The 15,244-nt window shown below is 63.7% G+C and carries 15 protein-coding genes and 1 pseudogene; 10 read left to right on the top strand and 6 right to left on the bottom strand.

From position 1 onward, the window contains the following. Window positions 1-30: 30 nt before the first annotated feature. Window positions 31-978, bottom strand: coding sequence for a phosphoribosyltransferase (locus tag A3AC_RS0118880; protein WP_025600807.1), 948 nt, complete (start codon window positions 976-978; stop codon window positions 31-33). A gap of 218 nt (window positions 979-1,196) precedes the next feature. Here A3AC_RS0118880 and A3AC_RS0118875 point away from each other — a divergent pair, with 218 nt between their 5' ends. Together A3AC_RS0118875 and A3AC_RS0118870 are read left to right on the top strand one after the other, a co-directional pair. Then, entirely contained in the window at window positions 1,197-1,739 is a 543-nt protein-coding gene (locus A3AC_RS0118875) for a molybdopterin-dependent oxidoreductase (protein ID WP_025600805.1), read from the top strand. Further along, window positions 1,709-3,571, top strand: coding sequence for an ATP-binding protein (locus A3AC_RS0118870; protein WP_025600803.1), 1,863 nt, complete (start codon window positions 1,709-1,711; stop codon window positions 3,569-3,571). The genes A3AC_RS0118875 and A3AC_RS0118870 overlap by 31 nt, the downstream gene beginning before the upstream one ends. A gap of 47 nt (window positions 3,572-3,618) precedes the next feature. Here A3AC_RS0118870 and A3AC_RS0118865 read toward each other — a convergent pair whose 3' ends face one another. Continuing rightward, a complete protein-coding gene (locus A3AC_RS0118865; protein ID WP_025600802.1) occupies window positions 3,619-4,473 on the bottom strand; it encodes a helix-turn-helix domain-containing protein in 855 nt (284 codons plus the stop codon). Window positions 4,474-4,838: 365 nt separating this feature from the next. Next, window positions 4,839-5,243, bottom strand: a pseudogene (locus A3AC_RS0118860) (HipA domain-containing protein); the annotation flags it as partial. Window positions 5,244-5,304: 61 nt separating this feature from the next. Between A3AC_RS0118860 and A3AC_RS0118855 the strand changes: the two are divergent. From A3AC_RS0118855 to zwf, 5 genes are all read left to right on the top strand, one after another. Further along, window positions 5,305-6,645, top strand: coding sequence for an NAD(P)/FAD-dependent oxidoreductase (locus A3AC_RS0118855; RefSeq protein ID WP_025600799.1), 1,341 nt, complete (start codon window positions 5,305-5,307; stop codon window positions 6,643-6,645). Between the two features lie 49 nt (window positions 6,646-6,694). After that, on the top strand, window positions 6,695-7,327 hold the full coding sequence (locus A3AC_RS0118850; RefSeq protein ID WP_025600798.1) for a C39 family peptidase: 633 nt from the start codon (window positions 6,695-6,697) through the stop codon (window positions 7,325-7,327). Window positions 7,328-7,429: 102 nt separating this feature from the next. Continuing rightward, entirely contained in the window at window positions 7,430-7,693 is a 264-nt protein-coding gene (locus tag A3AC_RS0118845; protein ID WP_025600796.1) for a hypothetical protein, read from the top strand. 228 nt (window positions 7,694-7,921) lie between these two features. Further along, on the top strand, window positions 7,922-8,854 hold the full coding sequence (lhpI, locus tag A3AC_RS0118840) for a bifunctional Delta(1)-pyrroline-2-carboxylate/Delta(1)-piperideine-2-carboxylate reductase (RefSeq protein ID WP_025600794.1): 933 nt from the start codon (window positions 7,922-7,924) through the stop codon (window positions 8,852-8,854). A 297-nt stretch (window positions 8,855-9,151) separates the two neighbouring features. Continuing rightward, window positions 9,152-10,633 carry a glucose-6-phosphate dehydrogenase gene (gene zwf, locus A3AC_RS0118835; RefSeq protein ID WP_025600793.1) on the top strand — a complete coding sequence of 494 codons (1,482 nt, stop codon included), beginning with the start codon at window positions 9,152-9,154 and terminating at the stop codon, window positions 10,631-10,633. 105 nt (window positions 10,634-10,738) lie between these two features. Here zwf and A3AC_RS0118830 read toward each other — a convergent pair whose 3' ends face one another. From A3AC_RS0118830 to tssJ, 3 genes are all read right to left on the bottom strand, one after another. Then, window positions 10,739-11,518 (bottom strand): DotU family type IV/VI secretion system protein, encoded by a 780-nt coding sequence (locus tag A3AC_RS0118830; protein WP_025600792.1) that lies wholly within the window; start codon window positions 11,516-11,518, stop codon window positions 10,739-10,741. Then, on the bottom strand, window positions 11,515-12,861 hold the full coding sequence (gene tssK / locus A3AC_RS0118825; protein WP_025600790.1) for a type VI secretion system baseplate subunit TssK: 1,347 nt from the start codon (window positions 12,859-12,861) through the stop codon (window positions 11,515-11,517). The genes A3AC_RS0118830 and tssK overlap by 4 nt, the downstream gene beginning before the upstream one ends. A 109-nt stretch (window positions 12,862-12,970) precedes the next feature. Further along, window positions 12,971-13,597: a type VI secretion system lipoprotein TssJ gene (tssJ, locus tag A3AC_RS0118820; protein ID WP_025600789.1), complete on the bottom strand. Its 627-nt coding sequence runs from the start codon at window positions 13,595-13,597 to the stop codon at window positions 12,971-12,973. Between the two features lie 154 nt (window positions 13,598-13,751). On the opposite strand from tssJ, the gene A3AC_RS30480 reads away from it, so the two are divergent. The 3 genes from A3AC_RS30480 to tssB are packed head-to-tail and all read left to right on the top strand — an operon-like array spanning window position 13,752 to window position 15,240. Continuing rightward, window positions 13,752-13,976 (top strand): hypothetical protein, encoded by a 225-nt coding sequence (locus tag A3AC_RS30480; RefSeq protein ID WP_156924641.1) that lies wholly within the window; start codon window positions 13,752-13,754, stop codon window positions 13,974-13,976. Then, window positions 13,969-14,655 (top strand): tetratricopeptide repeat protein, encoded by a 687-nt coding sequence (locus tag A3AC_RS0118815; RefSeq protein WP_025600787.1) that lies wholly within the window; start codon window positions 13,969-13,971, stop codon window positions 14,653-14,655. Before A3AC_RS30480 ends, A3AC_RS0118815 begins: the two co-directional genes overlap by 8 nt. A gap of 36 nt (window positions 14,656-14,691) precedes the next feature. Then, the gene (gene tssB, locus A3AC_RS0118810) at window positions 14,692-15,240 is read left to right on the top strand and encodes a type VI secretion system contractile sheath small subunit (RefSeq protein ID WP_025600786.1); all 549 of its coding nucleotides are present in this window, start codon (window positions 14,692-14,694) and stop codon (window positions 15,238-15,240) included. Window positions 15,241-15,244 lie beyond the last annotated feature (4 nt).

Below are 15,244 nucleotides of genomic sequence, written 5' to 3'. Positions count from 1 at the left end.
CCGCTTGGACCCACGCGCTCAGACCCGGGCTCAAACCCACGCGCGCGCGCCGACCAGCATGCCGGTGCGCGTGCGCGCATCCCACCAGATCACGCGCAGAAGCGGCGCTTGTTGCGCGATCAGCAAGGCCTGCACCGGATCGCTTTCGACGAAATGCGTAACGCCGCCCGCGAGCGCCGCGGCTGCCTTGTGCGCAGCAGCGCCCGCTGGACTTTCGTCGTGCGTGCCCGGCACGCGCATCACCAGTTGCATGTGGCCGAAGCCATGCCGCCCGAGCCAGGCCTCGGTGCGCGCTCGGTCCATTTCTGGCCGCCCTGTGATGATCGTGCGCACGCGTTGCAGGTCGATGCCCGGCAGCACCTCGAAGGGCAGCAGCGCGTCGCGTTCGGCGAGCGCGGCGGCGAGATCTTCGTCATAGCGCGCGAGCGGCACGTCGGGAAGCAGAATGCCGTCGAGATCGATCGCGTAGGTCGCGTAGTGGTGGTCGTCCGCCATCGCGGCCGCTTCGCCGGCTTCCACGCGCGCCCAGTCGTCGCGATAACGCTGCGTGTAGGCCTGGCGCTCCCACGGAAATAGCGCGAAGTAGCCGCGCGCGTCGATCGCGTAATCGGGCTGCGTGCGGCTAAGATCGTCGACCGCGCCGGTCAGCGTCTTCACCACGAGCCCATGCTGCTGAAGGAACGCGATGCAATCGACCAGCGTGAAGCCGCGGCCCGCAATGTCCTCGCAGAGCAGCACTTTCGAACCGGCCGGCGGGACAGGCAGCGTCGAGTCCCACGCAACCTTGCGCGCCGCGCGATCGTAGCGCAGGAACGCAACCGGCGCGCCAGCCGAATGCGAAACCATCAGCGCGAGCGGCGCGCCGCCGCGCAGAATGCCGATTGCCATCGCAAAACCTTCGGCGAGCAACGTGGGCTGCAGCGATTCGATCCAGTGATCGAGTTGCTCATACGTGAGGGGCAAAACCGGCTTGTTCATAATGCTCGTGAGTCGCATAACGCATGCGGGAGGGCCGCCGTTCAGCGGCAAGACGGGCTGGCGGCAGACCTTCGTTTTATTCTGCAAAGAATTTTGACGATATTATGCATGCCGTTCGGCAATCGCGCGTCGGGGTGATGCGCGTATCGGCAAGCCGGGGGGCTGCGTCCGCAAGGGCAGCGGCGCCGCAAGAAAACAGACCACGGATAAAAAAGCAAATGACCAAAGTGACGGCAACAGTGCAATGCAGATCCGGCGCGCCTGCGAGCGTGCGCTGGGCAATGGGGCTCATCTTCGCGCTGGCCGCATGCAGCGTACCGGCGCAGACGGACCCGACGGCGCTCTCGCTCGACGTGACGGGCAAGATCGGCAGGACTAACGACGCGGCGCACAGTTCCTATCACTTCGACGAGGCGCAACTGCTGGCGCTGCCGGCTCATTCGATCACCACCGCGACCACGTGGACGCCGCGCTCCACCTTCACAGGACCGCTGCTCGCGGATATTCTGAAGACGGTCGGCGCGCGCGGCACGCAGGTCGAGATCCATACGCTCGACGACTACACGTACACCATCCCCGTAACGGATTGCGACCGCTATGGCGTGGTGATGGCATACAGCGTGAACGGCCGGCGCCTGAAGATTACCGACTTCGGCCCTCTGTTCCTCATTTACCCGCGCGATGCGTTTCCCGATGAACTCGCGGGCGCCTCGGGCGATTCGAAATTCGTATGGCAGATCAAGGCACTCATCCTCAAATAACGCGCCGTCCGTGGCGCCGGTTTTTTTATGTGCTGATCTGGCTCACCGCGCTTGCGGCGCCCGCCGGTGCGATCGGCTATCTGCTCTATTCGAACCTGCTCAATCCGGATACGACGGAGTCGCTGACGGGCTCGTACGACGGCTTCTACTGGGACGCGGCGCAACTGCAAATCGCCTACGCGCGCTTCGAGAACCAGTTGCTGCTGTATCAGGCCGGCGTGGACGACGATTACCAGCGGCTCACGTTGCGCTACCAGTTGCTGCAATCGAAGCTGCACGTCATGGAGGGCTCCACGCGCAGGCTCACCACGCAAGTCGCGCTGGTGCAACGGCAACTGGATGAAATCCACGCGCTCGACCGGATGCTGCGAGGCCTCGCTCCCGACGTCGCGACGTTGCCGAAAGACCCTGGCGGCGTCAACCGGATCGTCGCGCAATTGCGCCAGCATTGGAACGAAGTCAACGATCTGGCGCTGAGCCGCCGTTTCGCCGACGTCGCCGACCGCGAGGCGATGAACCGCGATTTTATCGACAAGCGCCGCATGCTGTTTGCCGGCGGCATGATCCTGCTGCTGCTGTCCGCGGCGGCAACGCTGTTGCTCGTGGTCAATGGCCGGCGCCGCACGCGTCTCATGCATCAGCAGCACGCGGCGCTCGAAGCCGAGCACCAGGCAAGCCGCGCGGCGCGTGAGGCGAGTCTGGCGAAGGACGCGTTCCTCGGCATGATCAGTCACGAGCTGCGCACGCCTTTGCATGCGATCGTTTCGTCGATCGAACTGCTGGGCTTTAACTATCACTCCGAAGCCGACCGCAAGGTGATCCAGCGGCTCGAAACCGCCGCGCGGCATCTGGAAGCGCAGATGAAGGACCTGACCGATTACGCGCGGCTCGGCGCCGGCAAACTCGAGTTGCGTCACGAGCACTTCGAGCCGCGCGAGCTGCTTGCGTCGATCGTCGACGAACACGCGATGTCCGCCGCCGCGCGCGGCCTGAAGCTCGAGAGCGAGGCGAGCGGCGCAACCGGGCTCGTCGATTCCGACCCGCACCGCATTCGCCAGATCGTGAACAACCTGGTGACTAACGCCATCCGCTACACCGAGACCGGCACGATCCGCGTGAAGCTGATGCAGCGGCCGGCGCTCCTGAGCTTCGTGGTCAGCGACACCGGGCCGGGCGTCCCGCAGGCGCAGATTCCACTGATTTTCCAGGAGTTCACGCAGCTCGACGGCTCGCGTACGCGGCGCTTCGAAGGCGCGGGCATGGGGCTCACGATCGTGCAGGGACTGGTGCGGCTCTTTGGCGGCACCGTGGAAGTCGCGAGCGTGGTGGGCGAGGGCACCACCTTCACGGTGACGATTCCCGTCTCGCCGGTCGCCCCCGCGCCTTCGCGCGACACGCAAGCGCTGGCTGAGCCGGGTGGCGCGCGGCCGAGCGTGCTGATCGTCGACGACAACCGGCTGATTCGCGAGTCGCTCAGCGAAATGGTCGCGCACATGGACTACGACGCGCACGCGGTCGCCAACGCCGACGATGCTCTTGCATGGCTCGACACAGGCCGCTGCGACGTCGTGCTGCTGGACCTGCACATGCCAGGGCGCGACGGCTATTCGTTTCTCGCGGATCTGGCGGCGCGCGGCGGGCCGGCGTCGGGCGTACCGGTGATCGTGGTCAGCGCGTATGCGCCGGAGGCTGAGGCAAAAGGGGGAACAGAGGGCGAGAGCAACAACGCGGCTGGCGCGCAGCTGTTTTTTGAAGCGTTATTAAAGCCAGTACATTACGGTGATCTGCGCAACGCATTGCAGCGTGCGCTGGCTTCGCGGCATACCGTCTGAGACGACGGCGCGCGCAACCTTCAGCGGGGTGCTGAGTCAGTGCTGGTTCAGGGCCGATTCAGCCGCTTCGACAGGTCGGCCACCAGAATCGCCATCCGCGCGGGTTTTTCGTAACAGGCGACGTCGTAATTGCGGATCACCTGGCTGATCTCCGACTCGCTCGCCTTGCCGGTGAGCAATTCGCCGGTCAGCACGAAGATCGGCGCATCGGGATTTTCCGAGGCCCGCACCGCGCGAATCGCCGCGGCCGAAGTCTGCGAGCCGAACAGCCAGTCGATCACGACACCGTCGAACACCTGGGTTTGCAGCTGCTCGGCAAAGGCCGTGAGTCCGTAGATCGCGACTGCCGCAAAGCCGCTGCGTTCCAGATAGTCGCGCAGATTGTCGGCGCTGGCCTGATCGTCGTCGACCACGGCGATGGTGGGCTTGTCCGTCTCGGCGCGGCGCGGATAGATCTCGATCTTATGGACTTCGTAGGCGCTGTGGTAAAGCGCGCCGTCGTGCCGCGCGACGCGCCACTGGCCGAGCTTCGAGTAGGCGACGAATTCAGGACGGCTGCCCGCTTCGAGCGCCGCGCCGACCCATGCGGTGCACGGCAGCTCGATCGCGCCGATACAGAAGACGGCCTCCTGCGCGATCGCGCCCACCATGCCGGGATCGAGCGACTGCGCGCCGAAGAGCTGCGCGGCGGGCTCGCCGTACACCTCCGCGACCTTCTTGATCTGCGACAAAGTCCACGGGCTGTTGCCTCGCAGTTTGCGGTGCCCTTGCGAGAAGCTGAGATCGAGAATGCGGCAAAGTTCCGTGGTTTGCTGTCGCTTGCCGATTCCATGCCGGCTCATCAACTCGCGCACGCGCTCGGCGACTGCGATTGAGTCAGGTGAGTGTGTTTCGTTGGTCATACTGCGTGAGAATCCGCCGTTCTTAAAGGGCTGTGGGGAGGGCGATACGGCAGGCGTAACGCGACCATGCATCATGCACGCAGCGCAACGCAGCGACGCGGGGGACAGCAAATGTACCGCAAAAAACATGACGCCCGCTTTTTGTATCAGCGCCGTTGCGTCTCGCCGTTGCGTTTATTCATGCAGCCGGAAATCTGACAGATCCGGCAATCCGCCTCAGATGCTCCATGCGTTCATGCACGCGCTTTTCGATGCGTTTTGAATAAACACATTTTACCGGCGAAAACGGGCCATATCCATCGGCGCCCTTGCCCTTGCTCAAGTCCGAGCCGACGCCATCAGCTCGCCGGCATGCTCGCGAGCTTCGCGACCGGCAGGCCATGGGCGCGCAGGATGCGCAGGCATGGCCATTCGTTTTCGACCGAGGTGCTGAGATCGGCCAGCTTGTTGCCGACGAGTCCGAGCGGCAGCTTGAAGATGTGCGTGGTGGGCGTGGCGCCGTGCGGCCGCCTCCATTGCCCGTCGTGCCACAGCAGCGCGGTTTTTTCCTGCGCGCCGGCAAGCGAGATGCGAAAGTCGTCTTCGCTTTGCTCTGCTGAGCCGAGCGCCGGCGCGCTTACCGTGCGTGTCAGCATGACCTCGATTTCCGCGTCAGAAAGCGGCGTACCGTCGATCCGGTCGACACCCACCGGCGCGTCGTCTTCGGACAGCAACTGCACGGCGCCCACGCAATCGCGGCCGATGGCTTGCAGCAGGTCGAAGGCGTCGAGCATTGCGGATTACGGGGCCGCCTGCGAAGATTATGCTCGTGCTTAAAAACCTTCCCGCCCGATGACGACGACTTATCCGCTGCACGCCGGCTTCACCTCCGCCGACCACGCGTTTCCGCAACGTGCCGACGTCGTTATCGCCGGGGCCGGCATTATGGGCTGCGCGGCCGCGTACTATCTCGCGCGGCGCGGGTTATCGGTGGTCGTGCTCGATAAATCCCGCATCGCCGGGCAGCAGTCGTCGCGAGCGTGGGGCTTCGTGCGCCAGCAGGGCCGCGAGTCGGCGGAAGTCCCGTTGATGATGGCAAGCATTCCGCTTTGGGCGAGCCTCGAGCGCGAACTGGATTTCGATCTGGAATGGCGTCAGGGCGGCTGCCTTTACGTCGCGACCGACGAGGAGGACTGGACCTCATTCCAGCAGTGGATGGACGTCGCGCGGCAGCACGGGCTCGATACCCGCACGCTCGGCCGCGGGGAGATCGACACGGTGGTGACCGGCATGCAAGGCTCGGCGCTCGGCGGACTCTACACGCCGAGCGACGGTCAGGCCGAGCCGCGCCGTGCGGCAGCCGCTTTCGCGGCGCGGGCCGCGCAAGCCGGCGCGCTTTTTTTCGAAGGCTGCGGTGTGCTCGGCGTGGAGCGCGCGGCCGGCGCGATCACCGGCGTGGTGACCGAGCGCGGCACGGTTCGCACGTCGCGTTTCATTTGCGCTGCGGGCGCGAGCAGTTGGCGTCTGCTGAAGACCTTGGGTCTCGAATTGCCGCAGCAGGCGGTGCGCGGCACCTGCATGCGCACGAATCCGCTGCCGCCAGTGAGCGCGTCGACTTTCTGGGGGCATGGGCTCGGCATCCGGCAGCGCGCGAACGGCGCGATCAATCTCGCCGACGACATGCAGGTCGACGTCGACATGACGCTCGGCCATTTCCGTGCGCTGAAATGGTTCCTGCCGGAATTGTGGAGTCAGCGCGAGAAGTTCAGCTTTCATCTGAATGGCGCCTGTTGGCGCGACTTGCGCGATCGTTTGCCGGGCGTCGTGCCGCCGGGCGAGCAGGTGCTGCATCCGCGCGACCCGAATCCGCAGCCGAACACGAGCCACGCGCCGCGCGCGCTGGCGAAACTGCGCGCGCTCTTTCCCGCTTTGAAGGACGCGCAGGTGGTCGAGTCGTGGGCCGGTCTGATCGACGTGCTGCCCGACGGCATTCCGGTCATCGACGCGCCGTCGCAGGTCAGCGGTCTCACCATCGCAACCGGTTTTTGCGGCCATGGTTTCGCGATGGGACCAATTGTCGGCAAGCTGCTGGCGGAGATCAACGACGGCGGGCAGCCGTCGCTCGATCTGTCCGCGTTCCGTTTGCAGCGCTTTTTCGACGGCACGATGCAGCGGCCGCGTAGCATGCTGTGAGCGCGGCCACCGAGCTTCACGCCCCGGCTTTTTCCTGGATCGCGTCAGCATGAACCAGTCGACCTTGCGCCACGCCGGCGTGCCTTACTACACGCAATGGGGCAACCCCGAATGGGTCGGCCATATCGTCGAGCAGCACCGCGATCCTTGCGACGACCCTGGCTGGCAGAGAAGCGGCTTCTCCGATCCGCAGCGCTACCGTTTCTGGGCCAAACGCCTTTGCGGTCTGACGTGCCTCGAGTCCGCGCTCGACTATTGGCGCATCGAACACGGCCCGCGCGCCGCGCTGCTGGAAGACGCGTTGCGGCACGGCGTGTATCGCATGCGCGACGACGGCGGCGTCGACGGTTTGATCTATCGCCCGTTTGCCGCGTGGGTGGAGGAGGCGTTCGGCGTGCACGTGGACGTCTTGCCGCTGGCTTCGCTCGAGGATATCGCCGCGCGTCTCGATACGCGCACGCTCGCCATCGTGTCCGTTAGCCCGGAGATCCGCTATCCCGAAGAGCCGAACCAGCGCCGCGGCGGACACCTTGTTCTGCTGCACGGACGCGATCCCGGCGGCGTCTGGTTTCACAATCCTTCGGGAATCGGGGCCCAACAGGCCGATGTGTATCTGCCGTTCGCGACGATGACGCGCTTTTATGCCGGCCGCGGCATGACGCTGCGTTGCGAGCAGCGCTGAGCTGGCGGCGGCGCAAGACCAGGGCCGCAGCAATCTGCGTGGATGATCAGGCCCGTTTTCTGCTGAGCGGTCTGTATCGACATCTGCGATACGGGACCCGACATGACTAAAATTCACGCCCTGCTCGCTGCGAGCCTTGTCGCGCTCAGCGCTGTCACCGCGGCCCACGCCGCGACCCGCGACGAACAGGCCAAGGCCTGCCGCGGCGACGCGATGCATTTCTGTGCCTCCGACATTCCGAATAAGGCGAAGATCACGGCCTGCATGAAACAGCACGTCGACGAACTCAGTCCGCCTTGCCGCGCGATGTTCAAGGGCGGCAAGAAGTCCGGCGACAGCGGCGCGAAACCGGACGCGGCGCAGTGAGTTTCCTTTGAGCGACGGTCATGCCTTTGAGCGAAGGCCATGCGTGATGCGTGGAGCAGGGCGCCGCGCTCGTCGCGGCATATCGTGATGCCGGTGGATCATCCGTTTCGTGATGCCGTTTGTGCCGTTTGTGCCGTTTATGGCGTTTATGCCGTTTGATCAGGCCTCAGGCAGACGGTCGCGCGTCGTAGAATCGGCTGTTCCGACTGCGACCACATCTATCCGCCCATGACCCGTCCGATCACGCAGATTTTCGACGCTGCCGCGACCGCGCGGTTGACACCCTACGCCGCGCTCGTCGACGCATTGAAGCGCACGAGCATCGACTATGCGCAGCGGCGCATCGCGTGTCCCGAGCGGCTCGGCGTGCCGCTCAACGCAGGCGGCATTCTGCTGTCGATGCCGGCGAGCGCGCCGGATATCGCGATCCATAAGCTCGTCAACGTGTGCCCAGGCAACGGGTCACGCGGCTTGCCGACGATCCACGGCCAGGTGATGGCGTTCGACGCCGACACCGGCGAGACGCTCTTCATTCTGGACGGACCGACGGTGACCGGGCGCCGTACCGCGGCTATATCCATGCTTGGCGTGCGCACTTTTGCCGCCGCCGCGCCGCGCGAATTCCTGCTGATCGGCACCGGCACGCAGGCGCTCAACCATCTGGAAGCGATCGGCGAACTGTATCCGCAGGCGCGCGTTTGGGTGAAGGGCAGTGCGCCGGCGCGCGCCGAGGCCTTTTGCGCGGCGCACCGCGGCAAGGCGTTCGAGCTGCGGCCGCTGGCGCAGCCGGACGCAACGCTGCCCAATTCGATCGACACGGTGATTGCGCTGACCACCAGCCGCCAGGCCGTTTATGACGAAGCGGCGCGCGCCGGGCGCCTCGTGATCGGCGTCGGTGCATTCACGCCCGAGATGGTGGAAATCGGCGCGCGGACCATTGCGGGCAGCGCGCTTTTCGTCGACGACGTGGCCGGCGCGAAACACGAAGCCGGCGATTTCATTCAGGCAGGCGTGGATTGGGCCGGCGTGCATGGCATTGCGTCGGTGCTGGAGAACGCTGCGCCGGCGCCGCAACGGCCGGTCGTTTTCAAAAGCGTCGGGTGCGCGGCATGGGATCTGGCGGCGTGCCGCGTTGCGCGCGACGTGCTTTCCGGCGGGTGAGCGACGGTTAGAGTGGCGGCCCCGCACGGCTAAACGCCACCCTCCACAACATGACAATAAAATCCCTTTAAAACAGGGCCTTGCCGCACTGTTTGGCATATTGCGCCAAGCTGCGGCGCATGTTGCCGTGCAAACAATCTCAAAACGTTGCACCATAGGCGTTTGCCAGAAAGACCTGCCGATGCGCGCCGTCCCGGCCGCGCCTGCGCTTTTCTGCCGATGCCCCAGGGCCAGTAGTGGCCGCTGGTCCTTTGGCGCCTGACGACACCTTCCTTCTCACGACGCTGCGACCGCGCTATGACGACTCAACATGCTTCTGCGACTCCCGAGCTTCCGCTCGACATGATCATTTTCGGCGGCACCGGCGACCTGTCGTTTCGCAAGCTGCTGCCCGCGCTCTACATGGCGCATCTACACTGCAACTTGCCGCCCGAAACACGCATTCTCACGATTGGGCGCAAGCCGTGGTCGCGCGAGGAATACATCGCCGAGTTCATGGAGCAGAAGGCCAAGCCCTTCATCGAAAAGAAGGCGTTCGACGCCGCCGCGTGGGATAAATTTCTCGCGCTGTTCGAGTACGTGCGCATGGACGTCGATTCCGCCGACGACTATCAGCGCCTGAAGGAAGCGTCGCGCGACGGCGTGCGCCGCGTGTTCTATCTCGCGACGTCGCCGGATCTGTTCATGAACATCTGCGAGAACCTCTCGGCGGCGGGGCTCGTGGACGAGCTGTCGCGCGTCGTGCTCGAAAAGCCGCTCGGCCACGATCTTGCGTCCGCCCAGGAAATCAACACGGCGGTCGGCAAGCATTTCAGCGAAGCGCAGATCTACCGTATTGACCATTACCTCGGCAAGGAAACGGTGCAGAACCTGATGGTGCTGCGCTTCGGCAATCCGATTTTCGGACCGCTGTGGCAGGCGCCGTATATCAAGCGCGTGCAGATCACGGTCGCGGAAACGGTTGGCGTAGGTAGCCGTGCAGGCTTTTACGACAAGACCGGCGCGCTGCGCGACATGGTGCAGAACCACCTGCTGCAGCTGCTGTGCATCGTCGCGATGGAACCGCCGGTATCGCTCGATCCCGACGCGGTGCGCGACGAGAAGCTGAAAGTGCTGCGCTCGTTGCGGCCCATGACGCCGGAGGACATCGCGCGCGACACGGTGCGCGGCCAGTACACGGCCGGCGCGGTGAACGGCGAGGCAGTGAAGGGCTATCTCGAGGAAGACAACGTGCCCGCCGGCAGCCGCGCGGAAACCTTCGTCGCGTTGCGCGCGCATATCAACAACTGGCGCTGGGCCAACGTGCCGTTTTTCCTGCGCACGGGCAAGCGCATGCAGAAGAAGGTGTCGGAGATCGTCATCGAATTCTCGGATCTGCCTTTCTCGATCATTCCGAGCGGCGGCCGCAACTACGGCAACCGTCTCGTGATCCAGTTGCAGCCTGAAGAGTCGATCCAGCTCCAGATGCTCGCGAAGGAACCGGGCAGCGGCATGCATATGCTGCCGGTGAATCTGAATCTGGACTTGCAGCAGGCGTTCACCGAGCGACGAGCGGAAGCCTATGAGCGTTTGTTGATCGACGTGATTCGCGGACGCCTCACGCACTTCATGCGCCGCGACGAACTGGAAGCCGCATGGGCGTGGGCCGAGCCGATTCTCGAAGGATGGGCGAAGTCGGGCGAACGGCCGCGCAACTATACGGCGGGCACCTTTGGACCGGCGGCGTCGACGGCGCTGATGGCGCGCGAAAATGCTGTGTGGGCGGAGGAGTCGCAATAAGCGGTTGTTTGCCCCGAGCTTCTTTGCCCCACTAAAGACGACGGCCCGCTTATAGCGGGCCGTTCTGTTCGTTATCGCGTGATGCCTCGCGTAACGCGTTACGCGTTACGGCAGCGAGATAGTCAGCGTCGCCGACTGCGGCCCCAGCTTGACCACCTGCGAATATGGCGCCAACGTGCGCAAGGTCTGATCGCGCAAATAGGTGTTCAGGCCGAGATAGGCGAGCAGCCCGACCAGCGCGAACACCGCGCCGATCGACCACAACGGCACTTCACGCTTCAACCGGTGCGCGACCTGGTCCGGCAGCGGCCAATGCGGCGCGAACGGCGCCCGCCTGCCCTTCAGATGTGCGATTTCATCGCCTATGCGCGCGGTCAGATACGCAAGCTTCTCCGGTCCTTCCAGCAGATACTTGCCCTGAAAGCCGAGCAGCAGGCACATATGGAACACCTCGAGCGACTGCAGACGCGCCGCGCCTTGCGCGCGGCATTCCTCGAGATAGTGGAAGAACTTTTCCCCCGCGAGCTGCTCGCCGAACAGCACCAGTTGCAGTGGACGCCGCTCCCAGTCGGCGCGGATCCGGAACGTGGACGACAGCACCGATTCATCTATCGCCGCGCAGAACGCAAACTTCGACGCATACACGTCTTCCGCGGATGCATTCAGCTTCTTCGCGCCGCGCTCGAAGTCGCCGAGAAACTGCTGGATGCGCTGGCTGAACTCGTGCGCGTCGCCAGGCTCGCGACCGTTCTTCAGCAGAAACAGCATGAAGAAGCCGTCGTACAGCAGGTCGAGCAGCGAGCGAACCTGATAGCTCGGTTCGCTCGCCGGGGCGGGTGTCGCGGCAGGCGTGCTGCCGCCGAATAATGATGGCGCGTAGCTCATGAGGTGACCGCGATCAGTTCAAGTTGAAGATCGTTGATGCCCGAGGGCGCATAGATCATGGCCGAGTGCGCTTGCAGCATGCGCTCGTACAGCCCGCCGCGCGGCTCGAACGAGAAATAGCAGGCGCCCGGCCTCACTGGAATCGCGGGCGGCACTTGCGGCGTGTACACGAGCCGCACGCCGGGCATGGCCGAGAGCACGAGCTTGTCGACGTCGTCCGGTGCGCCGACCTTGAAGCGGGCCGGTACGGCTTCAACTAGTTCGGCGGTGGGCATGTCGGCGGACACGGCAATGTAGAACATTGTCTTGTCGTCGATCTTGCCGGAATCGAGCCGCCCCGCATGAAACGACGGACGCACTTCTTCCAGCGCGATCGCAAAGTAGCGCGTGGAGATGACCGTTTCGAGCAGATCGCGCAGGATCGTGTCTAGCCGCGCGAAGCCGGGCCCCGGATCGTCGTGCCGGTAAGCCGGCAGATCGGATAGCGCATAGCCCTTGGAGAACGTCATCAACTGGCCGGCGAGGCGCAGCAGTTCCTGAAAGAGCCGCTCCGGGTGCAGCGCCGAATGCTGATATAGATGCGCAAGCGAGGCGAAAGCCGCGCTCGCCGTGTGCAGCAGCCAGAACGACGCAATGTCGCCCGAACGGAACTCGATGATGTTCTTGGTCGGCTCGCGGTGAAAGCCGTACAGCGCGTTGACCTTCGCCTGCAACGCGTCGATCAGCTGTCGCAGCCGCTGATGCAGAACCGGCGAGGCCGCGATGGCGAGGCAGGGCGGCACGAAACTGTCGTCGATCTCGAAGCCCGAGGTCGCCGTGCGCCGCACGCGCACGAGCGGCACCGAAAGCAACTGGTCGCGCGGCTCGCTATGCGCGATCAGCTTGACGCTCGTCTTGAGAAAGGTGATGTCGGCTTCGGCTGCGTCGGTGAAATGATCGGCAACCGGCGCCTGCTCGCTCACGTAACGCGCGACAAAGCCCGCGTTGCTGTCCTGCGAATAGTTGGCGCCTGTCTCCCGCAGCGGATGCAGCGCGAGATAGAAGGTGAATTCGTTGATGCCGTCCGGCAAGGTATCAAGTGCGATGGGCGGCGGCAGCTCGTCCGCTTGCGGCGCGGAGTAGAGCGCGCCGTCGGGAAACACGAGCGACAGTTCGCTTACGCGCAGTACATTGCTGCCGAGCGCGTCGCGGTCGAAGCGCGCGGAACGCACGCCCCAGTTGTACGGCTGGATGGCCTGGATCGACTCGAAGAGGCGCGCCTCGTGATAGGCGTCCTGACGCTGAAAATGCTGCGGCCTCAGAAACAGGCCTTCCCCCCAGAGCACTTTTGCGGAATAACTCATCTCAAACCTGTTATATGGGTTCAGCGTGCAGCGCGCCCGCAATAACCGCATTCGGACGCCGCATTGTTAATTCTCTAGAAAATGTTAAATCGCACTGTGACGGCATCATTTAACCGCAGCTAACCGAAGAAAGCATATTGAGCGGCTGGGCGGGCAATCCCTGTTCCGGCGGGATCACCGTTCCGTTGGTGACTGTCATTGCACAGTTATGCAGGCCGACCATTATGCCGGATTTCTCCGATTTTGCCGGGTCGAAGGCGAATTTCCAACGCTGCATGGCAGGATCGCGGAATAGAGCGACGATACCGAATGCCTGCGCTTCACGCGACACCTTTTCGGTAACAACGTAACGCTGGCCCGGGATTAGCGTCACTTCACGCACGCCAAGCAGATCGCCGCCGAGTATCGTTTTTTCCTTGGCGGCGTCGGTAAATGCGTCGAATGGCGCCTGCTGGAATGAAGTAGGGTCTTTCAATATGTAAAGCCGCACTACCAGCGCCAATGGCCGTTTGTCATTCGCGGCATTCAGATTGGGCGCCGCGTATAAAGTGACGGGCACATTGCGCGGTGGTTTCTGGGCGTCCGGTAACTCAGGCTTGCCGAGGCCGCTTGCCTCCAAAGCCGCGTTGGCGGCGGCTCCCAGCACGGTGACGCCGGCAGCGCAACCGCCCAGAAGAGCGCACGCGGCAGCCTGGGTAAACAATAGCGATGCATGGCGAACAAGGCGCGAATTCATATACATCGACCGGCTGGCCGCCGTCCCCGTCTAAACATTCATAACAAAATGATTTCGGCAAAGTTTCAGCAACTCATGCCGCTTTCTGCCGTTTACTGCCGCTTTATGCGAGGCGCATGTAAAACCGGCGCAGGCGAGGCGTTGCAACCCGCGAGTGGAAAATTTTTCCGTTGCATGGACTGCGGCTATTGCGCCAGGAAACAATTTCTGCATGCGCGGTTTTAAAGATCCATGCGGATTTTTTCGTGCAATGCTTCTTCACATGAAAGTTGAATTATCGAAATTTGGCCTGTACTATACCCGCGCACTTGAAGCAAAGCAAAACTCCGGTTTCTCCCTCGAATTAAAAAATCGCATGTCGGTGAAAAACGATGAATGACCGTCTGTTAGTAAAACTATCTGGGGTAGTGTTGGCTTGCGGCGTGATGGCCGGTTGCGCGACACAGGGCAACAACGCGGCAACCACACCGGAGGCTTTTAATAAGCAACTCGCGGATGCCGATACTGTCGCGAAAGGCGGCGATCAGGACCGCGCTATCGCGCTTTATCAGCAGCTTTCAAAATCCGATCCGACGCGCGAGGAACCATGGTCGCGCATCGCGCAGATCCAGTTCGCGCAGGGTCATTACGGTCAGGCTATCGTCGCCGCGCAAGAAGCGCTGCAACGCGATCAGTCCGATCGTCAGGCAAAGAGCGTGCTCGCCGTCGCAGGCCTGCGCGTTGCCACTCAGTCGCTCGGCGAGTTGCGTCAGGACGCGTCGCTCGCGGGCGACGCCAGGTCGGACGCGCAGGCGCTTGCCAGGCAGTTGCGCGACACGCTCGGCGAGGCCACGCTGTTCCCGCCCGATCCGAACGACAAGCCGGCTCCGAAGAAAAAGCGCGTGATTCGTCGCGTCACGAAGAGCAAGGCAGTGGAAACGCCGGAGGCGAGCACCGGCGTCGCGGCCGCAGCCGCCACGCCGGCTGCTCCGGCGGCTCCCGCACCCGCCGCGCCGGCAGCACCTGCCAAAGCCGCGCAAAGCGGCGGCGCGTCAGATCCGTTCAGCGCGCTGCGCTGATCCTCACGCCACACCATCAGCATTCGGGAGCCGACGATGGCGAAGAAAGAAAGCATACAAAAACGCTTGCAGAAAGTGCGGCCGCCCCGCGTGCAGCTCACCTATGAGGTCGAGCGCGGCGATGCGATCGAAGTTAAGGAGCTGCCGTTCGTCGTCGGCGTGGTGGCCGATCTGGCGGGGCAGTCCGAAGTCGAGCAGCCCAAGCTGCGCGATCGCAAGTTCGTCAACATCGACCGCGACAATTTCGACGACGTGATGAAGGCCATCGAGCCGCGCGCGGCGTTTCAGGTGGAAAACCGTCTGAGCGAAGCCGGCGGCAAATTTGCGGTCGATCTGCGTTTCAGGTCGATGGCCGACTTCAATCCGGACGAGGTGGTCGCGCAAATCGACCCGCTGCGGCGTCTGCTGGAAGCGCGCTCGAAGCTTGCCGATCTGCGCAACAAGCTTGCCGGCAATGACAAGCTCGAAGACCTGCTCTCCGAAGTGCTGAACAACACGCAGCAGTTGCAGGCATTGGCACAAGACCAGCGCAACGCGGCGGACCGGGACGGCAGCGCGCCGGATCACGACAGGCAAGGCGAATAAGCAC

This window comes from Burkholderia sp. WSM2230 (assembly GCF_000472445.1).
Lineage (GTDB): Bacteria > Pseudomonadota > Gammaproteobacteria > Burkholderiales > Burkholderiaceae > Paraburkholderia.
Note: the sequence above shows the minus strand (reverse complement) of the source record. Positions and strands in the feature narration are given on the sequence as shown.